The organism is Aerococcus viridans (assembly GCF_002083135.2).
Taxonomy (GTDB): domain Bacteria; phylum Bacillota; class Bacilli; order Lactobacillales; family Aerococcaceae; genus Aerococcus; species Aerococcus viridans_C.
In genome coordinates this window covers 1979391-2003760 of the sequence record NZ_NBTM02000001.1, presented here as the reverse complement: position 1 = coordinate 2003760, position 24370 = coordinate 1979391, and the positions used below count along the sequence as shown (strand labels likewise).

At 40.1% G+C, this 24370-nt stretch carries 19 protein-coding genes and 1 tRNA gene; 19 read left to right on the top strand and 1 reads right to left on the bottom strand.

The features are described 5' to 3' along the window. The 10 genes from A6J77_RS09260 to A6J77_RS09215 all read left to right on the top strand — a co-directional run. Nucleotides 1-588 (top strand): PD-(D/E)XK nuclease family protein (locus A6J77_RS09260; protein WP_193756660.1); only part of this gene is annotated, 588 nt, incomplete at its 5' end. Between the two features lie 58 nt (nucleotides 589-646). After that, nucleotides 647-717, top strand: a tRNA-Gly gene (locus tag A6J77_RS09255). Nucleotides 718-906: 189 nt separating this feature from the next. Continuing rightward, nucleotides 907-1569: a viroplasmin family protein gene (locus A6J77_RS09250; protein ID WP_083067523.1), complete on the top strand. Its 663-nt coding sequence runs from the start codon at nucleotides 907-909 to the stop codon at nucleotides 1567-1569. Nucleotides 1570-1627: 58 nt separating this feature from the next. Next, complete coding sequence (lspA, locus tag A6J77_RS09245) at nucleotides 1628-2101, top strand: signal peptidase II (protein ID WP_083067522.1); 474 nt, start codon at nucleotides 1628-1630, stop codon at nucleotides 2099-2101. 11 nt (nucleotides 2102-2112) lie between these two features. After that, a complete protein-coding gene (locus A6J77_RS09240; RefSeq protein ID WP_227645083.1) occupies nucleotides 2113-3066 on the top strand; it encodes an RluA family pseudouridine synthase in 954 nt (317 codons plus the stop codon). Nucleotides 3067-3144: 78 nt separating this feature from the next. Continuing rightward, entirely contained in the window at nucleotides 3145-3375 is a 231-nt protein-coding gene (locus A6J77_RS09235) for a YneF family protein (RefSeq protein WP_003141045.1), read from the top strand. Between the two features lie 174 nt (nucleotides 3376-3549). Continuing rightward, on the top strand, nucleotides 3550-5319 hold the full coding sequence (locus tag A6J77_RS09230) for an ABC transporter ATP-binding protein (RefSeq protein ID WP_083067520.1): 1770 nt from the start codon (nucleotides 3550-3552) through the stop codon (nucleotides 5317-5319). Then, a complete protein-coding gene (locus A6J77_RS09225) occupies nucleotides 5306-7117 on the top strand; it encodes an ABC transporter ATP-binding protein (protein WP_083067519.1) in 1812 nt (603 codons plus the stop codon). Before A6J77_RS09230 ends, A6J77_RS09225 begins: the two co-directional genes overlap by 14 nt. Beyond that, nucleotides 7107-7772 carry a lysophospholipid acyltransferase family protein gene (locus tag A6J77_RS09220; RefSeq protein WP_039934635.1) on the top strand — a complete coding sequence of 222 codons (666 nt, stop codon included), beginning with the start codon at nucleotides 7107-7109 and terminating at the stop codon, nucleotides 7770-7772. The genes A6J77_RS09225 and A6J77_RS09220 overlap by 11 nt, the downstream gene beginning before the upstream one ends. Before the next feature lie 198 nt (nucleotides 7773-7970). Beyond that, nucleotides 7971-8324, top strand: coding sequence for an AI-2E family transporter (locus tag A6J77_RS09215; protein ID WP_265331440.1), 354 nt, complete (start codon nucleotides 7971-7973; stop codon nucleotides 8322-8324). A 166-nt stretch (nucleotides 8325-8490) separates the two neighbouring features. On the opposite strand, the gene A6J77_RS09210 is transcribed toward A6J77_RS09215, so the two are convergent. Continuing rightward, the gene (locus A6J77_RS09210) at nucleotides 8491-9795 is read right to left on the bottom strand and encodes an ISL3 family transposase (protein ID WP_083067599.1); all 1305 of its coding nucleotides are present in this window, start codon (nucleotides 9793-9795) and stop codon (nucleotides 8491-8493) included. A gap of 419 nt (nucleotides 9796-10214) precedes the next feature. Between A6J77_RS09210 and A6J77_RS09205 the strand changes: the two genes are divergently transcribed. The 9 genes from A6J77_RS09205 to A6J77_RS09165 all read left to right on the top strand — a co-directional run bounded on the left by A6J77_RS09205 (nucleotide 10215) and on the right by A6J77_RS09165 (nucleotide 24350). Next, nucleotides 10215-13415 (top strand): SNF2-related protein, encoded by a 3201-nt coding sequence (locus A6J77_RS09205; RefSeq protein ID WP_083070207.1) that lies wholly within the window; start codon nucleotides 10215-10217, stop codon nucleotides 13413-13415. A 198-nt stretch (nucleotides 13416-13613) separates the two neighbouring features. Continuing rightward, nucleotides 13614-14372, top strand: coding sequence for a 30S ribosomal protein S2 (rpsB, locus tag A6J77_RS09200; protein WP_102950035.1), 759 nt, complete (start codon nucleotides 13614-13616; stop codon nucleotides 14370-14372). 153 nt (nucleotides 14373-14525) lie between these two features. Then, a complete protein-coding gene (gene tsf, locus A6J77_RS09195) occupies nucleotides 14526-15404 on the top strand; it encodes a translation elongation factor Ts (protein ID WP_083070204.1) in 879 nt (292 codons plus the stop codon). Nucleotides 15405-15523: 119 nt separating this feature from the next. Next, nucleotides 15524-16243 (top strand): UMP kinase, encoded by a 720-nt coding sequence (pyrH, locus tag A6J77_RS09190; RefSeq protein WP_003141034.1) that lies wholly within the window; start codon nucleotides 15524-15526, stop codon nucleotides 16241-16243. A gap of 13 nt (nucleotides 16244-16256) precedes the next feature. Beyond that, nucleotides 16257-16817 (top strand): ribosome recycling factor, encoded by a 561-nt coding sequence (gene frr, locus A6J77_RS09185; RefSeq protein WP_083070203.1) that lies wholly within the window; start codon nucleotides 16257-16259, stop codon nucleotides 16815-16817. A gap of 252 nt (nucleotides 16818-17069) precedes the next feature. Then, on the top strand, nucleotides 17070-17816 hold the full coding sequence (locus A6J77_RS09180; protein ID WP_083070202.1) for an isoprenyl transferase: 747 nt from the start codon (nucleotides 17070-17072) through the stop codon (nucleotides 17814-17816). 14 nt (nucleotides 17817-17830) lie between these two features. Next, nucleotides 17831-18628: a phosphatidate cytidylyltransferase gene (locus A6J77_RS09175; RefSeq protein ID WP_083070201.1), complete on the top strand. Its 798-nt coding sequence runs from the start codon at nucleotides 17831-17833 to the stop codon at nucleotides 18626-18628. Nucleotides 18629-18677: 49 nt separating this feature from the next. Further along, nucleotides 18678-19943, top strand: a complete 1266-nt coding sequence (gene rseP, locus A6J77_RS09170; protein ID WP_083070200.1) for an RIP metalloprotease RseP — start codon at nucleotides 18678-18680, stop codon at nucleotides 19941-19943. Nucleotides 19944-20030: 87 nt separating this feature from the next. Beyond that, entirely contained in the window at nucleotides 20031-24350 is a 4320-nt protein-coding gene (locus A6J77_RS09165) for a PolC-type DNA polymerase III (protein ID WP_083070199.1), read from the top strand. Nucleotides 24351-24370: the final 20 nt, after the last annotated feature.

Here is a 24370-nt window from a genome sequence, read left to right as displayed (position 1 = left end):
ACCTTCCGTTATATAGAAGAAGACTATGACCAACCGAGTTTCTTGGCCAGAGAACAAGCTGTCACACCAACAGCTATTGGGTCAGCGGCCCATTTGTTAATGCAGAAGGTGAACTTAAGGGCTAAACCAAGTGAAGCGACCTTTAAAGCCCTCTTTGATGACCTATGCCAAAGAGGAGTTTTAAGCCAACAACTTTGGCCCCATATTCAAGTGGATAAACTAGTAGCCTTCTTCGATACGGCAGTGGGGCAATTGATTTTGAAACAAGTTGACCACGTATATAGAGAAGAAACATTCTCTCTGATGGTTGCTGGATCAGAAATCTTTACGGATATGGCAACAGATGATGACTTGTTGGTCCACGGGACAATTGATGGTTTTATTTTGTTACAGGATGAAATCTTCCTGTATGACTTTAAGACTGACCGGATTGCTTATCTAAATGAAAGCCAGCAAGAACAAACCTTGATCGACCGTTACCAAGGGCAAATGGATCTATATGCCCAAGCCCTTGAAACCATTTGGGGACGGCCGGTTACACAGAAAATGATTATATCTTTAGATGCATTAAAAACTTTTTTTGTCTAAAAACACTTGCAAAAGTAATACAGAAGGTGGTATACTATCTCTTGTATTAGTTTTGCATGCGGGTGTAGTTTAGTGGTAAAACCATAGCCTTCCAAGCTATCGTCGCGAGTTCGATTCTCGTCACCCGCTTATAAAAAAACAATGAACGCTGGTGGTATTTCAAAAGCCAGTGAAGGGAAGTGGGGCTTAGGTCTCACTTTTTTTGCTAAAATTATTAGAGAAAGTGAGAAAGTAAGTCTGAGAATCAGTATAATCCATTCAGATAGATATAGTAATATCACCATTCTACAAGAATAGAAAGCGAGCGGTTGAATAACCATGGCAAAATTTTATGCAGTGAAAAAAGGAAAAACACCAGGAATCTACAAGACCTGGCCTGACTGTCAGAAACAAGTTAAAGGCTTTTCGGGTGCAGTCTATAAGTCATTTACTAGCCTAGAAGAGGCAGAAGCCTTTATGGGTAATGGGGCACGACCGGTGTCTAAAACGAGTCAAGGGGAAGAAATCCGCTGGCTAACAAAAGACGGTAAAAACGGCCAGGTTGATGCTGATACCATGTCCGTTTATGTAGACGGTTCTTTCGATAAAAATTCTGGTTATTTTGGCTACGGGGGTGTAGTCTTATACCAGGATACAGTCAAAACTTTCAAGGGTGGTCGTAACACAGAAGGTTTAGCTAAAATGCGGAATGTAGCCGGTGAAATTATCGCTGCGATGCATGCGGTTAAAATTGCGCAAAAATCAGGGGCTAAAAATGTCGTAATTTACCATGATTATATGGGGATTGCTGAGTGGGCCTTAAAATCTTGGCAGGCCAAAAACAATTATACCAAGGAATATCAGCAATATATGCAAGAACAGGCCAAGAACCTAGCTATCGGCTTTGTGAAAGTCGCAGCCCACACAGGTAACCAATATAATGAGCACGCTGACCAATTAGCTAAAGACGGGATTCGCCAAGCCAAATCAGCCAATAAATAAACTAGAATAATGGTATAATATATTTAAATAATATCAGCCGTGTGGCTCAGGAGGATTTATGTTACTGAATTATCTATTAATCGTAATTTTAGTTGGTATTGACCAAATCGTGAAGTATTGGACAGTGGCCAATTTTGCTGTCAATGAAGGACAAGATTTCATACCAGGCATTCTTTCCTTCTTTTATATCCAAAATGATGGAGCTGCTTGGGGAATTTTCTCAGGGCAAATGTGGCTATTTTATATCATTACTGTTGCTGTTGTGGCAGTCCTCGTCTATATGCTCCATAAGGAAGCTAAAGGCGCGCCGCTACTGGCTACAGGCCTTTCCTTTATGATTGCAGGAGCATTGGGTAACTTTATCGACCGCCTGCATTTAAACTACGTGATCGACATGTTTCGATTAGAATTTATGGATTTCCCAATATTTAACATAGCGGATGTTTGTTTAACCATTGGTGTCATTATGATGATTGTCTACATGATCACTACCCCCGAAGACCAGTTGGAAAGAAGAACCGCTAACAAGTGAGGAGTGTCATTTTGACAGAAGAAAAGACAGTATTTAATTATACTTATACGGGTGAAGACGGCTTGCGTTTAGACCAATTCGTGACTAACCAATTTACAGACGAAAGCCGGACAACAATCAAAAAATGGATCAAGGACAAATTGGTCACAGTAAATGGCAAGGTGGCAAAAGCCTCACAAGCCTTGGTTAATGGAGACTTAGTCGGAGTTGAAAAACCGACCCCTGCAGAAGCGGAAGAATTTAAACCAGTAGCCGAAAAGATGGCTTTAGATATCGTATTTGAAGATGATGACATTTTGGTGGTCACTAAACCAGTCAATTTGGTCGTGCATCCTTCAGTCAACCACCTAACCAATACCCTAGTGAATGGTTTGTTATACCATGTACAGGAAAATGGGTCGCAACTAGCGGTTGGTCGCGAGTCTTTTAGACCAGGTATTGTCCACCGTTTAGACAAGGACACCACCGGATTATTAGTGGTCGCTAAATCACAAGCAGCCCTTGAAAATCTTACTGAACAAGTGGCTAACCACCAAATGACACGAATTTATACAGGTTTAGTATATGGTGAAATTTTTGAAGCGGGCGGGACCATTGATGCGCCAATCCGCCGTCATGAAAAAGATCGGTTGAAATTTGAAGCCAACGAAGCTGGTCGTCACGCAGTTACGCATTTTACGGTCAAACACCGGTACGTTGGTTATACCTTAGTCAACTTCCAACTGGAAACAGGTAGAACCCACCAAATTCGTGTTCATGCTAATTTTATCAACCATCCAATCGTGGATGATCCTTTGTATGCAAGGCAATATAAAGAGCGGTTCTTCAGTGAAAACGGCCAATTATTACATGCCCACCGCTTAGAATTAGACCACCCGATAACTGGTGAACATATGGTCTTTGATGCGCCAATTCCTGATAATTTCCAGGACGTATTGCACCAGTTGACTTTTAAGGGTGTATAGTTAATGAAAAGCTTTGCAAAAGGGGCAATACTTTAGTAAAATTTTATCTTGTAAACAGATGAGAGGAGTGTAGAGACTATGCTAAGTACAGGAGCTTGGATTTTAATCGTAATTATCGCAGCTATTTTAGGTGCTGTTGGGGGATTCTTTATCGCCCGTAAATATATGGTGAACTATTTTGAAGAAAATCCACCAATTTCTGATGACATGATTCGTTCAATGATGATGTCAATGGGTCAAAAACCTTCAGAAAAACGTGTGCGTCAAATCACACAATCTATGAAGAAATCGAACAAAAAATCTAAATGATGAGATTAAAGCGCCACCAAGCGCTTAATATCAACAATAGCCTCCGTAGCTAATAAGGCATACGGAGGCTGTTTCGTTGTCTAATCAAATTTTTTATCTATATGCGGGTATTAATTTTCGCAATTGGTCAATATTTGTTAGATAATAGGTGAGAATTTATTTAGGAGGGAAGAAATGTTTTCAATTTTTAAAAAATTGGGTTGGTTTTTTAAATTGCGGTGGAAGAGCTATGCCTTTGGGATAACGGCATTGGTTACCTGTGCGATTCTATCAGCTATGACCCCTAGAATTGTAGGGAATATGGTTGACCAGTTGTCAGCAGGCTCTTTAACTGGGCAATTATTAATCACTCAAACCGGCCTTATATTGTTATTGGCTATTATTATGTATGTACTTCGCTACGGTTGGCGGACAATTATTTTTGGGAATTCGACTTTACTAGAATCAATTATGCGTAATCGTTTGTTTAGTCATTTCACAAAAATGGACGCTACCTTTTACCATAAATATCGGACGGGTGACTTGATGGCCCATGCCACAAATGACTTAGCGGCCTTGCGTTTTGTTGCTGGTGGGGGGATTCTGACCTTAACGGATTCTATCTCCATTTCAGTCGTGACCTTGTTCTCTATGTTTGTCTTAATCGACTGGCAATTAACCCTAGTGACTATTCTGCCATTCCCATTTCTAATTGTGGTGGCCCGTGTTCTAGGTCGAATCATTAACAAGCGGTTCCGTAAATCGCTTGAAGCTTTTTCAAGTTTAAATGACGAAGTCCAAGAAAATGTTTCTGGGATGAAAGTCATCAAAACGTTCGGTGAAGAAGAAGACTACTACCAAGACTTCGTTGAAAAAACAGACCAGGTTGTCGAAATGAACCGTAAAGTTTACCAAGCAGATGCGGCTTACACGCCAATGATTGAGATTATCACTGGTTTAACTTATGTATTGACCATCTTCTTTGGGACTTACTTTATCCAAAACGGTCGGATAACAGTCGGTGACTTGATTGCCTACATTTCTTACTTGTCTATGATGGCTTGGCCTTTAATTGCGGTCGGTCACCTAGTCAATACGCTTGAGCGTGGTAACGCATCGTGGGACCGGGTGTCTGAATTATTGAACGAGCAGCCGGCTATCGTTGAAGCTGATCAAGCTATTACAACGCCGATTCAAGGGGATATCCATTTTGACGTTCAGAAATTTGCCTACCCAGATGATGGCCGGACGAAATTATCGGATACGCGTTTTCACCTGAAAGAGGGCAATATGCTTGGTGTAGTTGGTCGTACTGGGTCTAGCAAAACGACAATCTTCAAGTTGTTGATGCGTGATTATGACCAATACGAAGGTCAAATTACCTATGACGGCAAAGATATCAAAGATTTCAGTCTAAATACACTATCTTCAGCAATCGGATATGTACCGCAAACGAATTTCCTGTTTTCAAATACGATTTTAGAAAACATTCGTTTTGGGAATCCAAACCTATCTGAAGAAGAAGTCATTCACTATGCCAAAGTAGCGGATATCCACGAAGACATCATGAAATTCCCTGAAGGCTACCAAACGGAAGTTGGGGAACGTGGGGTGTCTTTATCAGGAGGGCAAAAACAACGGATTGCTATCGCTCGTGCCTTAGCGGTTGACCCAGAATACTTAATCATGGATGACTCGCTTTCAGCGGTAGACGCGCAAACAGAAGAAAATATCTTGACCAATTTACGGCAAGAACGTGCCAATAAAACAACGATTATTGCTGCTCAACGTCTATCTTCAGTGATGCATGCAGAAGAGATCATTGTCATGGACAAAGGGACGATTATTGAACGCGGTAAACATAACGAATTAGTCCTTGAAGACGGTTGGTATGCCCATACTTATAACCAACAACAATTACAAAGAAAAATTAGCGAAGGTGGTGCTTCTAATGGAGAATTCTAGTCAAACAAAGTTTTCACTAGCAGACCAGGTGCGGATCTTCAAAGGAATTATCGGATTTGGTAAACCGTACTGGCTACCCTTTGCCTTGTCCTTTGTGGCAACAGCAATCGTTGCAGCTATTTCAGCTTACCTACCCATTATTATCCAACGATATTTGGATGAAGTGTTGGGGACCAATTCAGCAACCCTACAAGTGACAATACAGGTCACAGTTTTTTATTTTGGCTTAACCTTATTAAAAGTAGCCACTTATTATTTTAGAGACTTTACCTTCAAATTGACGGCAGAAAAAACAGTGGCCAATATGCGAAACACTGTCTACCAAAAAGTAGTGCACTTAGGTATGCGGTACTTTGACCAAACACCGAACGGGTCAGTGGTTTCACGGGTGACTAACGATACCGAAACCATTAAAGAATTTTGGCAGGTCTTTCTATCCTTCTTTGACGGTTTACTGAATATTGTGGCTATTACTTATGCCATGTTTACGCTAGATGCTGGCTTGGCCCTTGTCTTCATGGCCTTTGTACCTGTAATGTTTATTTTGATTTATATCTACCAACGTCAATCGACTTTTATTTATGGCCGGATGCGGGTAGCGCTATCTACTTTGAACGCGAAATTAAGCGAGTCTATTTCTGGGATGAATATCATTCAAAACTATGGTCAACAAAAACGTGTAATGCAAGAATTCGATGACGTTAACCAAACTTATGTAAGAGCGCGTGTAGGTATGTTCAAAATGAATGCCTTGTTACTACAACCAGCCATCAACTTACTTGAAGCCATTGCCTTGGTCCTTGTCTTGTATATTTTTGGTTTCCAAGACTTGCAAGGGGTAGCCATTAATGTCGGGGTTGTATATGCCTTTACTTCTTACGCGAAATCCTTCTTCCAACCGATGGGTCAAATGATGGATTCTCTATCAATATTCCAAGATGGTATGGTATCTGGATCGCGAGTATTAGCCTTGCTAGACAATCCGGAAATGGCGCCAGTTTCTAATCCAGGAGCAGCTGGTAAAGTGGCTGAAGGGCATATTCAAATCAAGGACTTGTCATTTTCATATGACGAGAAAAAACAAGTGCTACATGATATCAATATCGATATTAAACCGGGACAAACAGTGGCCTTTGTTGGCCAAACTGGTTCTGGTAAATCGTCGATTATCAATGTCTTGATGCGGTTCTATGAATTCAATCAAGGGGACATTTTAATTGACGGCCAATCTATTAAAGATATCCCGCTAAAGCAACTGAGAGAAGATATCGGCTTAGTCTTACAAGATTCTTTCATGTTCTACGGGGATATCGCTGAAAACATCCGTCTGCACGGAGACTATTCTGATGATATGGTCAGAGCTGCAGCCCAATTCGTAAAAGCTGATGACTTTATCGAGTCCCTTGATGACGGCTATCACGCCAAAGTAATTGAAGGCGGGGCTGCATTCTCGACAGGGCAAAAACAATTGTTATCATTTGCCCGGTCAATCTTACGAGAACCTAAAATCTTGGTATTAGACGAAGCGACAGCCAATATCGATACCGAAACAGAGCAGAAAATCCAATCTGGTTTAGCTAATATGCGAATAGGTCGGACAACCATTATCATCGCCCATCGTTTATCAACAATTAAAGATGCAGACCAAATTATTGTCCTTAAAAATGGCCACATCATCGAGCACGGAAACCATGACGACTTGATTGCACAAGGTGGCACATATTATAATATGTATCAGTTGCAGACCTATTCGGATGCACATCAAGATATAGATGAAGGGGAAACCGATGATTTATAATATTTTACTGACTTTAATATCCTGGTTTATCCAGTTAATTAATGGTCCAACCAAGATTGATATTGATGAGGCCTTCGATCCAGAAGCCAATTACTTAGTAGTTGGCCCTCACCGTTCAATCCTTGATCCAATCTTTATTGCCATGGCATTACGTCCTAAGCAAATAGCCTTTATGGCGAAGAAAGAATTATTAGCCAATAAATTTTTAGCCTGGTTCTTCACAACCATCAACATCATTCCAGTTGACCGTGAAAATCCTAGCGCTTCAACCATTAAACAAGCCGTTCGAACCATCAAAGAAGGCGAGAAATATGTTGGGCTTTTCCCAACTGGCTCTCGTTATTCAGATGAAATCAAAGACGGTGCCGTTTCAATGGCTAAGATGGGCAAGGCAGAAATTTTGCCTGTTACCTACCAAGGCCCAATTGGTATTCGTGATTTATTCACTTGGAAAACAACCAACCGTGCCAAAGTGCGTGTAGGTAAACCAATCCAATTACCGGATGTTAAACGATTAAGCGATGAAGACAACAAGGCAATCAATCAAGCCATAAAAGATGCTTTCATCGAAAATGACCGTATTCTAGATCCAAATTATACTTACGATCTAGCCGGTGTAGTCGCTAAACGCGAAGCTAAAGAAGCTAAGAAATAAGTTTAGCGGTCAAGGGATGCGTTCTACATAGGCAGGAAGATTTCTAAGAAAGGATGATAAGATGACAAGAGCCACATTTTGGAAACAAGTTTTCTTGCACACCATTCAAAACATTAAATTGTATGTGGGGCAGAAGCCAAATTATTACTCTTAACCGTCATCATTTATGGTGTAGGCTTTTGGGTCTTAGACATTCACTTGGCCTGGTTAATGGCTATTGGGATTAGTCTAGTAGCCTTACTACCAGTCATTGGTGCAGGGGTTGTCTTTATTCCATGGATATTGATTGAGTGGTTGCAGGGGGATACCCAAGTAGGTTGGTGGCTATTTGCTATTTACCTGGGTGTTGAATTATTGACCGAAATCTTGCAGCCATTACTCATCGGTAAAGATTTAAAATTACCTTTTTGGTTGCCGATAGTCGTAACATTAATGTGTACTGTCGCCTTTAACTTATTTGGGGTCATGGTTGCAGGGATTGTCATTCCCTTGTTATCAGCCTATTTTCAAGTAAAAGAAATCGAACGCGCTGAAATCTATGACAACAATTAATTAAAACGAGAGATCTGTATAAAAGCAGGTCTCTTTTTTATTTGGGCTCTTCGTCAAATAGGACTGATGAGTAATATCTGCCAGGTAATCATTAGATTGCCTGGTTTTTTATATACTCTTTTCCATTATTCATTTTCATCTTTATACTATGCTTTCAGAGCAGCCCTTAGGCTGCTTGTACTACCGGTATTTCATTTAGATATAGCTTGTTCGTCATTAATATTCTAGTTCTAAAATTTTGGAAGTTTCGGTATCCATAGGCTATCCGTTTTAAGACCTTAATTTTATTATTCAAACCTTCTATTCGGCCATTCGTTAAGTGTTTATATTTAAAAGTATGCCCAATATATCTTTGAAGTTTGATAAATGTACGCAACACTCGTCTTAGTCCGCTTGGTAAATTAACTAACTTGGACTGCGCTAACTGAGCTTTAAATGCTTCAGAATCATTCTCTTGGAGCGACTCACGCAAGTTATGGATAAGATTATAGGTGTCTTTTAATAATGGATTCTTGTCCAGTAAATAATCTAAAATACCACCGGTATTCGTAAGCCAATCGAATAACTTGAATGATTGATAATCCCATGAGCTTAGGCTTTCTCGGGGCATTAAGAATAGTCGCCAATATCTTTTATATTTGTTGTACAATCTATGGTCTGGAATTCTAAAGGCATTCATTACTTCAATACGTAACTTATTCAATTCTCGATTTAACGCTTGAACTAAGTGGAAGCGATCAATAATAATTTTGGCATTGGGAAATACCTCTCTAACGACTTCCATATAAGGCATGTACATGTCCATTGTAACTGTTTGAACTTTCTGACGAGTTTTCAACGGATAGGCAAAAAAGTAATCACGTAGCTTGAATTTTCTGCGATCTCCTAGCACATCTACAATACGTGAATCCGTATTATCTATAAAGACAAAGCTCATATTTCCTTCGGCATGCTTTACACCTTTGAATTCATCGAAAGCAATATGCTCAGGTAACGCATCGAAGATGCTAGGTTTAAGGTCTTTACCAGCACCATTAATTACCCGTTGAACTGTATGATCAGAAACGTTGCATGTCTCTGCGATATGTTTAAGTGTCAACGCATTGGTAGCAAAGTCTAATACCATCCGTTTAACGCGCTTAGAAATAAAACAGTTATCACCGACTATCTCTGATTTAGCAGTGAAGTAGCTATTACATTCTCTACAGTGATATCGTTGTTTTCGTAATTCAAGGTAGGCAGGTAACCCTGATATCTTTGTTAGCGTGATTCTTGATTTTTTAGATCCATTCTTAACGATACTATTTCCTTGTTTAGCGCAGCCGCAGGCTGGACAATACTGAGGATTTACATCTAACCTGCCGAAATAAATCAGTGACTTTACATTCTTAACTGTCATTTCTTCAACTTTATCTTCGAAAATTATATTTTCATCTTTCAATTGCAACGTGGTATTGATAAACTTATTCATACGGGGAATCTCCTATCTTATCATGGTTGTCGTTAACTTTATGATAATGGAGATTCTTCTTTTTTTGTAAAAAAAATAGAACCAATGACTTTCTTTAAAAAGTCATCAGTCCTATATATTGTAGAGCCTTTATTTGTAAAGGGCGTTCAGCAACATGTGAGAATTTTCCTATCATGCCTTAGCGGAGAAAAAAGAATGAATAGTCAGACACGAAATTAAAGCATAGCTAATTCCGTGCCTAATGCCTCGAAGATAATGATAGGAAAAAGCATAGCAGAACGCTTATTCACTAACTATAATAATACTTCTCGCCTTATACCCTGACTCACATCCTGTGGCTTAGCATATGAATTTCTTAAGAAGTTTGATATAATAAATTAATTAATGAGCGACAGATTCAGAATTTTGGGGTGTATGATATGAAGTGGAGTATTCCAAGTAAGATAATCGAGCAAGGACGCGCTTTGGTAAAGGAAAATCGGGTGCTTAAAGTAGTACCAGATGAAGAAAATACTGTTTGGCGTGCAGAAGTGCTTGATGATGACACGTATACCGTGATCTTAGATGGAACTGCTAAAGAAGAGGATGTTTGTCAGTGCCAAGTTTTCCAGAAAAAAGGCTACTGCGAACATACAGTTGCAGTAGAACTTTTCTTAAGAGAAATGGGCATGACGCGTGTCCACCAATTTAATGAAGAATTGAAACGTTATCCAGAAGTAGATGATGAAGCAGAACTACAAGTGAATGAAGTCCTTGAAGGTTATTTAAGTCATCGTCAAGTAACCAGTCCTGTGAAACGTTTGCCGCGAACTAGTCGAGTGAAAGTGACACTAGAAATTCAATTTGATGAAGTAAGACCTTATATTATTTCTTACGAAGATATGGCTTACTTACGAATTCGCGTAGGTGTCAACAACCTGTACTACGTGACAGATATGGATAATTTCTTCCAAGCTGTTGTCCAAGATACCTTATATATTTTGCCAAACCGTGACCGTGAAGAAATTTGGTTATCACCTTCAACACTAGGCCAAGATACCTATGACTTGCTGGTTGAATTAGCCAATGCATACAGCTTACGAAATAAATGGCTTTTACTAGTCATGAACACACCAGAAAATAAAAAAAATACCCAACGCTTCTATTTAATGAGTGAGGAATTGAATCGCTTGAAAGATTTATATCTTGCGGATAACCGAATTTCTATCCGCTTTAAATTAGACGGTAATGCTATAAAACCGACCTTTTCAAATGATAAAGCCTTGGTATTTAGTCTGAAGAAAGACAATGACCTGTATCAATTAACTTGGGATCAATCAGTCAATTGGCTGGCGCAATATGGTTTACTGATTCAAGATGAAACATTATATGAAACCACTCAAGACAGCAATTTCTATGACGATTTGCGCTTCTTACAAGGATTCTTTGCGGAGAATGACTATCAAATCACCTTGCCAGAAGAAGAAATGACCTACTTTATCAGTTTATTTGGCCGGACGCTGATGGCTTACAGTGAAATTGACCAATTAGACCAATTCTTTGATTTATACCAAGAAGACTTGCAAGTGCATGTGACACTTGATGTTGAGGAGGCAGATTTGTATGTGACCCCTGAATATCAGTACGGTCAGTTTTTAGTATCAGATGAGGCAGAAAATCAAGTATTACCAGATGATGACACGATTTTAGTCCGCGACTTCTCGAGCGAAATATCGGTTGAAAACACCTTGAAAGCTTTAGGCTTTGTCTCAGAAAAAGGTGCCTTCGTCCAACGTTTCGACAACTTGACTGACGTCATGACCAATATTGAAAACTTCGGCCATTTATTCATCGACCAATGGGACATTAAATATGGTAAGTTCCTGCGCAATGTCTATGACAACAAAGTCAATGCAACTGTGAAAATGACACCAAGTGATGGTAGTCGATTCTTGTCAGTAGATTTTGAATTATCTGACGTTGAACCGGTTGAAGTAGACCGTATTTTAAACGCTATTATGGAAAATGAAGCATATATTCGTTTACGTGACGGTCGTATTATCGACGTCCAAAATACTATGGACGACGAACAAAAACGTATGCTTCAACAAATCTCTGCAGCTAATAACGAATGGCAGAACGGGGATGTGGTACCCATTTTCCAAACGCTACGGTTCCAAACCTTGGTGGACGGTAATGAGGTATTTGAAGAATTCTACGACGATATCGTACGAGCTAAAGATAAAGACTACACGCCATCTGCTAGCCTAAAGGCTACCTTGTCTGACTACCAAGAGACGTCAGTGAAATGGTTTAGAGGACTGGCAAAATACCAATTAGGCGGCCTATTAGCAGATGAGATGGGGTTAGGGAAAACAGTTCAAACAATTTCCTTCGTCCTAGACTATATCGAAAATAATCCGCATGAAAAATCACTGGTATTAGCGCCAGCGTCTGTTTTATATAACTGGGCCCATGAGTTTAAACGGTTCACGCCTTCATTAAATGTGGCCGTGGTAGATGGGACGATTGATGAACGGGAAGCGATTCGCCGAGATGATACTATTGATGTATGGTTGACCTCTTACCAGTCGTACCGAAATGACCAAGAGGCATATCAAAAAGTGAATCTGGACATTTTAGTCTTAGATGAAGCGCAAGCCATTAAAAATGACAACACCATCCTATATAGATCGGTGAAGAAACAAGTGGCGGCGATGAGGATTGGTTTATCAGGGACACCAATGGAGAATAATTTGAATGAGTTCTGGGCCTTGATGCAGATTATCGTGCCCGGATTATTACCGAATAAGCATGAGTTCCAAAAATTATCAGTAGGAGAAATTGCCCGAATTGCTAGTCCATTCGTCCTACGTCGTACTAAGAATGATGTGGCCTTACAATTACCGACGAAAACTGTTACAGATAGATTTAGCATGCTGGACCCTGAACAGAAGAACATTTACCTGGCTTACCTGAAGAAAATTCAAGACCAGTTAAACAACGATTCGTCGGATGCAGGACAAATGCATATGGAATTATTGGCGGGGATTACACGATTGCGTCAAATTTGTTGCCATCCTCGTTTAGTGAAAAATGATTACACTGGTCAATCTGGTAAGTTCGAATACTTCAAAATCATGTTGAAGCGTGCCATCGAATCAGGCCGTAAAGTATTGGTATTCTCTCAATTTACGAGCATGTTAGATGTGATGGCTGAGTACCTTGCTGAAGAGGGTATTGACTACTACATGATGACTGGTCAAACCAATAAAAAAGTCCGTCAAGAACAAGTAGACGAATTCAATACCGGCGATAAATCAGTCTTCTTGATTTCATTACGTGCAGGTGGGGTAGGGATCAACTTGACTGGTGCAGATACCATCTTCTTATATGATTTATGGTGGAACCCAGCGGTTGAAGAGCAAGCTATTGGCCGTGCCCACCGGATTGGTCAGAAGAAAGATGTTGAAGTGGTTCGCTTTATTACTGAAGGGACGATTGAGCAACGTATTGCTGAACTTCAAGAAGAGAAACGCTACTTATTCGAACAATTATTTGATGGCGGTGACCAAGCGGGTAGTCAAAATTTAAGCTTGGACGACCTAAAATTTATCCTTGGTGTGAGCCAAGCCTTATAAGTATAAATATCAGCCATGACTGTTTCGCCCTTTTTCAAATAATGGCTTGAAAAGGGTGTTGGATTATGGTAATATGTTCGAGTGTCAAATGACACATATTTCACACCTTATGGATGGAATCGCGTGGTGCTAGTATTTGCTAGTGGCGAGTCTTTAAAATAGGGGCGGAAAAATAAAAACCAAATGGAGGAATTTAACATGCCAGTTATTAGCATGAAACAATTATTAGAAGCTGGTGTTCATTTTGGACATCAAACACGTCGTTGGAACCCTAAAATGGATAAATACATCTTTACTGAACGTAATGGTATTTACATCATTGACTTACAAAAAACTGTTAAGTTAGTTGACCAAGCTTACAACGCTATGCGTGATTTAGTAGGTAACGATGGTGTCGCGTTATTCGTAGGTACTAAAAAACAAGCACAAGATTCAATCGCTGACGAAGCGACTCGTGCAGGTCAATACTACGTAAATCACCGTTGGTTAGGTGGTACTTTAACTAACTGGGAAACTATCCAAAAACGTATCAAACACTTAAAAAATATTAAAGAAATGGAAGTAGACGGTACTTTTGACGTTCTTCCTAAAAAAGAAGTTGTTGGCTTATTGAAAGAAAAAGAACGTCTAGAAAAATTCTTAGGCGGTATCGAAGATATGCCACGTATTCCAGATGTTATGTTTGTTGTTGACCCTCGTAAAGAAAAAATTGCGATCCAAGAAGCACACAAATTAAACATCCCTGTTATCGCTATGGTTGATACTAACTGTGATCCAGATGAAGTAGATTACGTAATCCCTTCAAACGATGACGCTATCCGCGCTATCAAATTGATCACTGGTGGTATGGCTGAAGCTATTCTTGAAGCTAAACAAGGCGCTCAAGAAGAAGCTGAACAAGATGTAACTGTTGAAGACTTCAAAGGTGACGAAGTTTTAGACGAGGTTGCTGAGTAAGCATTGCTATAGTTGAAGATTACTTCAATTAGTAGTAAAATATAAACAGTAGATGGCTATCTGATTAAGTTTGTCTAAGCTATATTCGGCTTTCCTTCTTAGTTAAGATAGCCTTTTTTTAAAGAATGCATGCAATTAGGAGGAAAATTTTAAATGGCAATTACTGCAAAACAAGTTAAAGAATTACGCGACCGCACTGGTGTAGGTATGATGGATGCTAAGAAAGCCTTAGTTGAAGTTGACGGAGATATGGACAAAGCTATCGACTTCCTACGTGAAAAAGGTATCGCTAAAGCTGCTAAGAAAGCTGACCGTGTTGCTGCTGAAGGTTTAACTAAAGCTGTAGCTAAAGGAAACGACGCTGTAATTGTAGAAGTTAACTCTGAAACTGACTTCGTTGCACGTAACGATCAATTCGTTGAATTATTAGAAACTGTTGCATTAGCTATCTTAGAGCAAAAACCTGCTACTGTAGAAGCTGCTTTAACTGATGTAACTGTTGAAGATAAAGACTTAGATACATACATTAAAGAAAAAGCTGCTGTAATCGGAGAAAAAATCTCATTACGTCGCTTTGAAACGTTAACAAAAACAGATGACCAAGAATTTGGTACATACTCTCACCAAGGTGGACGTATTTCTGTTCTTACATTAATTGACGGTAACAACCCTGAATTTGCTAGCATGGTATCTATGCACATCGGTGGTATGAAACCTCAATTCTTAAACGAAGAATCTGTACCTGCTGAAGTTTACGAACATGAAAAAGCAGTGCTTACAGAACAATCATTAAACGAAGGTAAACCAAAAGAAATCGTTGAAAAAATGATTACTGGTCGTTTACGTAAATTCTTCGCAGAAATCTGCTTAGTTGATCAAAAATACTTATTAGATGACAGCAAAACTGTTGCAGAAGTTGCAAAAGAAAACAATGCTGAAATCAAAGATTTCTTCCGTTTTGAAGTCGGCGAAGGTATTGAAAAACGCCAAGACGACTTTGCTAGTGAAGTTGCTGCTCAAATGGGTAAATAATTTAACAACATCCCGATATACACTTTTTGAATTTGCTTAAAATAGAGAAGTAATGAAGAGGGAATTTAAAATAGGTTGGGAAAGGTTTCTTTCTCAACCTTTTTAGTAAGGAGAATAGAATGACAGAACCTAAATACAAACGCGTAGTCTTGAAACTTTCAGGTGAGGCTTTATCAGGTAACAACGGTTTCGGTATTGATCCAGAAACCATGAAGGGTATTGCTAAAGAAATCAAAGAAGTTCACCGTTTAGGCGTACAAATCTCAATCGTCGTAGGTGGCGGTAACATTTGGCGTGGTAAAACTGGTGAAGAAATGGGTATGGAACGTGCACAAGCAGACTACATGGGTATGCTAGCAACGATCATGAATGCCCTAGGTTTACAAGATGTTTTAGAAAACATTGGTGTGCCAACTCGCGTACAAACTTCAATTGACATGCGTCAAATCGCGGAACCATATATCCGCCGCCGTGCTGAGCGTCACTTAGAAAAAGGACGTGTCGTTATCTTTGCTGGGGGTACTGGTAATCCTTACTTCTCAACAGATACAACTGCGTCACTACGTGCTGCAGAAATTGAAGCAGATGTGATTTTAATGGCTAAAAACGGGGTAGATGGTGTATATTCTGACGATCCTCGTAAGAACGATGCTGCTGTTAAATACGATAAATTATCACATTTAGAAGTTATCAGCAACAACCTACAAGTAATGGACACTACAGCTTCATCATTAAGCATGGACAACAATATTCCTTTAGTTGTATTCAATCTAAATGAAGAAGGCAATATCCGCCGTGTTATCCTTGGTGAAGAAATTGGGACAACAATAGAAGGGTAAAGGAGAAATTTCAATGGCTATTGATAATTTACTAAAAGAAACTAAAGACCGTATGGTGAAATCTGAAGAGGCATTTACACGTACGCTAGCGCGCATCCGTGCAGGTGTAGCAAACGCTTCTTTATTAGACGGCATTACTGTTGAATATTACGGTGTACCAACTGACTTACGTCAATTGGCAACTGTCACTATTCCAGAGCCTCGTATGTTACAAATCTCTCCATACGATAAAAGTTCTTTAAATGATATCGACCGTGCATTACAACAATCTGACTTAGGTATCCCACCTACAAACGATGGTTCAGTAATCCGTTTGATTATCCCAGCTTTAACGCAAGAACGTCGTAAAGAGTTAAGTAAAACAGTTGGTAAAGACTTGGAAGATGCTAAAATAGCTATCCGCAACATCCGTCGTGACGCGATTGATGAAACGAAAAAAGCTGAAAAAGCAAAAGAAATCACTGAAGATGACGTACGTTCATACGAAAGTGATATCCAAGATTTAACAAACGCTGCAATTAAAAACGTTGAGAAAATCGCCTCTGATAAAGAAGACGAAATCATGAACGTTTAATCTAGCATCTGTTCAGACAATAATACAAAGAAAGCCAGCAGGCATCCTATTAGATGACCTGCTGGCTTTTATTTGCCGTATGCTTTGAGGATGGTTGTCTTTTTCCAAATCTCAATGGTATTGAACTTGTCTCACTGCTAACAAATTTATGGACTTGGTCAAGAGATAAAGAACTGCCAAGCTAGGGGATAAGTATAGGTTTTTCTCCAGATTTTTGATACAATTGTCTAGAATTACAAATGGAGGTTCAATATGGTGACAGAAGTAAACTATAATCCAGCATTACCTATACCAAATCACATCGCAGTGATTATGGACGGAAACGGTAGATGGGCACAGGCTCGTGGATTAAAACGAACAGACGGACATTCAGAGGGATTAAAAGCCCTAAAACGTGTGGTCATTGCAGCACATAAAATGGGCGTGAAGGTACTGACAGCATATGCCTTCTCAACTGAAAATTGGAAGCGACCAATTACCGAAGTAAATTATTTAATGGGCTTACCCAAAGTATTAAACGATGAAATCTTACCTGATTTAATCGACAACAATGTACAAGTTCGCATGAGTGGGAACTTCGATAAAGTACCACTAGGGACAAAGAAATATATTCAAAATGCCATGGATCGTACTAAAGACAACACTGGTTTAATTTTGAATATTGCCTTTAACTATGGCTCACGTGATGAAATCACCAAAGCCGTCCAAAATATTGCCACATCTGTAGCAAATGGCGACTTGAAAGTGAAAGATATTTCTGAACAAACCATTTCAGACAATTTATATACAGCACAATTAGGTGAATATGCCGATCCGGATTTATTGATTCGTTCAAGTGGGGAAGTTCGTTTATCGAATTACCTATTGTGGCAGTTGGCCTATAGTGAAATGGTGTTTACTGACACGAAATGGCCAGACTTTGATGAAGCTATTATGCAGGAGTGTGTTGGCGAATTTCAACGTAGAAACCGTCGATTCGGAGCGATAGATACCAAATAGAAAGAGGGGTTCTCATGACACAAAGGGTTATCAGCGCTGTTGTTGCTCTTGCCATTTTTATACCACTTTTATTTGTAGGTGGTCGTCCTTTTGACTTGATGGTAGCGCTTATTGCAATGGTTGCTTACTATGAAATTTTACAAATGGCAAAAATTCCATTCCCCTCATGGCGGGGGATTATCGGTTTAATCACCATGATGTTACAACTACTGCCGTCTTATTATCTAGCACTACTGCCACAAGAAATCGACTATATGACGCTTTACTTCGCTGGTTTAGCCATGTTATTGATTATAATGGTCTTCAAACCAGAGGATATTAACTTTGAACAAGTAGGGGTCATTAGTTTAGCGGCTTTATACGTTGGCCGTGGTTTTCACTTATTAATTGAGACGAGATTAATGGGGCTCTTGCCAGTTATTTACGTGTTAATCATTATTTGGGGGAACGATACCTTTGCCTATTTAGTCGGTCGCCAAATTGGCCGAACACCCTTAGCACCAAAAGTCTCACCTAATAAAACCATTGAAGGATCATTAGGCGGCATCATTGGGGCCTTTATTTGTTCAAGTATTGTCCTTTATTTTAACAACATCTTTGGCATATCAATCATGGATAATTTGATTTTAGCCCTGATTTTAGGCTTTTTAGGACAGATGGGCGACTTAGTAGAATCATCCTTAAAACGGACTTACGAAGTCAAAGATTCAGGTAATATTATGCCCGGTCATGGCGGTTTCCTTGACCGTTTTGACAGTCTATTAATGGTATTACCCATGTTTTATTTCTTGATTCCATTCCTTGGAGCTTAGCAAGTATCCTAGCTAATCATATAGCTATAAATTTAGTAAGGAGCACATTATGACGACTATTATCGCATTTATATTTATTTTTTCAGTCATCGTTATTGTCCATGAATTTGGGCACTATTATTTTGCCAAGAAAGCTGGCATCCTAGTCCGTGAATTCTCAATCGGTATGGGACCGAAAATTTTCCATTACGAAGCTGAAGAAACGACTTATACTTTACGCATCCTTCCAATCGGGGGTTACGTACGTATGGCAGGGTTGGAGGAAATGTCTGACAGTCTAACGAAAGGCATGCAAGTCGTCATTGAACAAGGTGAAGACGGCCTTGTAAAGACAATCTCTTTGGAAAATGAGGGCCAAAATTTTGCCGGCTTACCGCTAGAAGTTTGGGCAGCAGATTTAGAAGAAGACATGTTCATCGAAGGGATTCCTTACGGTAGCGAGGAAAAAGTACGCTACCAAGTGTCAAAAACAGCAAACATCGTTGAATCTGACGGAACAATCGTGAAAGTCGCGCCAATAGAACGTCAATTCCAATCTGCCAACATCTGGCAACGACTAATCGTTAATCTCGCTGGACCAATGAACAACTTTATCCTAGGTGTTCTAGCTTTCATACTACTAGCCTTCATGCAAGGCGGTGTTTGGTCAAACGAAGCTGAAATCGGTGCTGTTCAAGAAGATTCTGCAGCTCAAGCAGCAGGACTAGAGGCGGGTGACCAAATCTTGTCAATCGACGATCAACCGGTCGAATCATTCGACGATATGCAAGCTATTGTCCAATCAAACCCAGACCAATCACTTACTTTTACCATCACTCGAGACGGGCTAGAGCAAGATATTTCAGTAACTCCACAGGCAACTGAAACTGAATCGGGTGAAACAGTTGGTTTAATTGGCGCACAAAGAAGTCAAGATAATTCATTTATGGCTAAAATTACTTTTGGTTTTACTAGCGCGTGGACCATGATTACAGGTATTTTCTCTATAATTGGTAGTATGTTTAAAACTGGCTTTGACATCAACAATTTTGGTGGACCAGTTTACATGTACCAAACTACCTCGCAAGTCGTTTCCTTTGGGATGACAGGTGTTATTTCTTGGTTAGCTTCTTTAAGTATTAACCTAGGAATTGTCAATTTACTACCCGTACCAGCTTTAGATGGTGGTAAAATAGTTTTGAACCTGATCGAATTGGTCCGAGGTAAACCACTACAAGCTAAAACAGAAGGTATGATCAATATTGTAGGTGCAGTGCTTGTCATTGTGCTAATGATTGCTGTCACTTGGAACGATATTATGCGTATGTTTGGCTAGGACACTTAGCAAACACGCCACTTTTAAATGCACGTCAAAAGGCCATAGCGATGGCCTTTTGTTATTAAATTAGGAAAGGAAATGTGTATGTCAGAATCTAAAGAAGCCTTATTCCAGGCCCTACTAGGACAAATTAATTGGACAGAAGAAAACGCGGCTATCCAGAACGGCTGGTTAGAGAACGTTGTGGTCCACACAAAATCTCGGTTATGGCAGTTTAAAATTGGCCTACCAACACGATTAGATGCCGCCACTTTCTTAACCTTTGAAGAATACCTGAAAAAGGGATTCGACCATGTTGGGGCAGTAGATTTTTCAATTGAGGTCGCTGACCAAAGTCAACCAGCTAATCAAGATGTCTTGGATTACTGGCCAATCATTGTCAAACGGTCAGGCATTTCAAACGGGATTGCCAAAGCCACTTTCCAAGGACAATTACCCACATTTGAAAACAACCGGTATTACATTCGGGTCGACAATCATCCTTTAAAACAAATTATCCAAGAAAACTATCTTGAAGTGATCAAGCAAAATTACCAAATGGTCGGCTTTCCAAAAGTGCCATTTGAAATTATCATTGACGATGAAACGGCAAAAGACCGGCGCGATGTCTTTATGGAACGGGCTAATGAATTAGCTGAGCAACAGCAAGAAATGGCAAAAAAAGCAGCTGAAAAACAGAAAGAGATGGCTGCTGCTGGTAATAATGCCCAAGCAATTAAGGTAGATAAAATTCAATTAGGGAAACATATCCCGGTAGATGATAAATTGAGAGCCATGAATACTTACGTTGAAGAGCAACGGTTTGTATCCATGGAAGGTGTCGTTTTCGATGTGGAGGTCAAGATTTTAAAAACTGGCCGCCGAATTTTAAACGCTAAGATTTCAGATTATAGCTCAGCATTCTTGATTCAAATGTTCTCTAGAACTGACGAAGATATCGCCATTTTTGAAGCGATACGCAAAGGCATGTGGTTACGGGTCCGCGGTGATTTGCAAATGGATGACCGTTTTGCCCGTGACTTAGTCCTAAATGTTCGCGACTTGGAGCAAATTACCAAGACAAAACGCCAAGATAACGCTGACAAGAAGCGGGTTGAATTACATGTTCACACCAATATGTCTATGTTGGATGCGACCAATTCAATTTCCGATTTCACCAATCAAGCTAAAGATTGGGGCCATACTGCTATTGCGGTCACTGACCATGCAACCCTGCAAGCTTATCCAGAAGCATCAGGGGCGGCTAAATCCACTGGTTTGAAAATGATTTACGGTGTTGAAGCGAATATCGTCGATGACGGAGTCCCTATCGCCTACAATCCGGACCATATCGAATTAAAAGAAGCAACCTATGTCGTGTTCGATGTGGAGACTACTGGATTATCAGCTATTTATGATAATATTATCGAATTAGCGGCCGTTAAAATGCAGAACGGTAATGTGATTGACACTTTTGAAGAGTTTATTAATCCAGGACGGCCACTTTCAGCAACGATTATTGATTTAACAGGGATCACTGACGCCATGTTAGCCAATACCCGGACTGAAAAAGAAGTGATTACGGACTTTAGAGAATGGGTTGGGGACGCTATTTTCGTGGCCCATAATGCCAGTTTTGACATGGGCTTTATTAATACCGCCTACAACCGACATGGTTTTGACAAGTCCCATAACGCCGTGATTGATACCTTAGAAATGTCTCGTTTCTTACATCCAAACCTAAAATCGCATCGTTTGAACACCTTGGCCAAACGCTACAATGTGGCCCTAGAGCAGCATCACCGGGCCGTATATGATGCGGAAACCACAGGGGCCTTAGCCTGGATTTTCATCAAAGAAGCAGCCGCTGACCATGAGATTTTCTACCATGACGAGTTGAATAAAGACATTGGTAAAGGGGACGCCTACAAGCAAGGTCGACCATTCCATGCTATTTTGCTAGCTAAAAACCAAACAGGGTTAAAAGACCTATTCAAATTGGTTTCTGCGTCAAATATCGACTATTACTACCGAGTACCTCGAATTCCTCGGTCACTCTTATCTAGTCACCGAGAAAATTTGTTGGTCGGTTCAGCCTGTGCAGGCGGTGAAGTATTTGAAGCTTTAATGCAAAAAGGGAAAGTCGAAGCAGAGCAAAAAGCTGGTTTCTACGACTACTTGGAACTCCAACCAAAAGCAGTTTACAAACCTTTGATCTTAGATGAATTGATTCAAGACGAAGCGACGCTTGAAAAAATCATGAAAGATATGCTTGAAATTGGGGAATCGGTCAACAAACCTGTTGTTGCAACAGGAGATGTCCATTACCTAAATGAAGAGGATAAATTGTACCGGGAAATTTTAATTAATTCGATCAAATCTAACCGGACCAAAAACTTTCCAGAAGCCCATTTCCGCTCAACTGAAGAAATGTTGCAAGAATTTGCCTTCCTAGGTGAGGAAACGGCATACCAAATTGTCGTTGAAAATTCCAATGCCATTGCAGACAGCATTGAGTTTGTGGAACCTTTGAAAGACAAATTGTATACACCAACTATTGAAGGGGCCGAACAAGAACTGACAGATATGTCATTTGAAAAGGCCCATGAAATCTACGGAAAAGAACTACCAGAAATCGTTGAAGCCCGCTTAGATAAAGAATTGAAATCCATTATTTCCAATGGGTTCTCCGTTATCTATCTGATTTCGCAAAAACTGGTGAAAAAATCAAATGACGACGGCTATATCGTAGGTTCCCGTGGATCAGTTGGTTCCTCATTTGTAGCGACCATGTCAGGGATTACCGAAGTAAACCCGTTGGCGCCGCATTATGTGTGCCCGAATTGCCATTACAGTCATTTCTTTACAGATGGCTCAGTTGGTTCAGGATTCGACTTACCGGATAAACCCTGTCCTGAATGTGGGACAAATCTAGATAAAGACGGGCAAGATATTCCATTTGAAACCTTCCTAGGATTTAAAGGGGACAAGGTGCCCGATATCGATTTGAACTTCTCCGGTGAATACCAAGCGCGTGCCCATGCCTATACCAAAGTCCTTTTCGGTGACGACCACGTTTTCCGGGCCGGAACAATTGGTACGGTAGCAGATAAAACAGCCTTCGGATACGTATTAGGTTACGACCAAGACAAGAATTTAAACTTGCGTAAGACAGAGAAGGAATTCTTAGCCAAGGGTGCAACAGGAGTGAAACGGACGACCGGACAGCATCCAGGGGGGATTATCGTTATCCCTGAAAACATGGATGTTTACGACTTTACCCCAATTCAATTCCCGGCTGACGATGTGGAATCTGAATGGAAGACGACCCACTTCGATTTCCATTCCATCCACGATAACGTGTTGAAACTAGATATCCTTGGTCATGATGATCCGACCATGATCCGTAAGTTGCAGGATTTATCGGGTATCAACCCAACCGAAATCCCAATCGATGACCCAGAAGTTTATGAGTTATTCAACGGGACAGAGGTTTTAGGTGTCACAAAGGAACAAATCTATTCAAACACTGGTACATTAGGGATTCCCGAATTTGGGACCCGCTTCACTAGACAAATGCTTGAAGCAACCAAACCTTCTACCTTCGCCGAACTCCTACAAATCTCTGGACTATCGCATGGTACGGACGTTTGGTTAGGCAATGCCGAAGTACTTGTACGGGAAAAAGGGCTACCGCTAAGTGAGGTTATCGGTTGTCGTGATGATATCATGGTTTACTTAATCCACCGTGGCTTGCCGGAATCAGATGCCTTCCAAATTATGGAAAAAGTTCGTAAAGGTAAGGGGCTTTCTGACGAGCACAAGGCCATCATGCGGGAATACGACGTGCCGGAATGGTATATGGATTCATGTGAAAAGATTAAATACATGTTTCCTAAAGCCCATGCCGCTGCCTATGTATTGAACGCCATGCGGGTAGCTTGGTTTAAAGTAAAACACCCAATTTGGTACTATTGTGCCTACTTATCAGTACGGGCGAGTGACTTTGACCTAGTATCCATGTCGAACGGGAAAGAATCGACTAAGGCCAAAATTAACGAAATCAATGCCAAAGGAATGGAAGCTTCTACTAAAGAAAAACAATTGCTAACAGTCCTTGAGATTGTAAACGAGATGTGGGAACGTGGCTTTACCTTAAAAATGGTTGATATCAATAAATCTCATGCAACTGAATTTATTATTGAAGAGGACAATACGTTGATTGCACCTTTTAGAGCCATTGACGGTTTGGGTACAAACGTGGCCAAATCCATTGTTGCAGCACGTGAGGAATCACCATTTCTATCAAAAGAAGACTTACAAACTCGTGGTAAAGTGTCTAAATCATTGATTGAATACATGACCGAAAACCATGTATTAGATGGTTTACCAGACCAAAACCAATTATCACTATTTGATTTTTAAAAGCGCAAAACAGGATTACC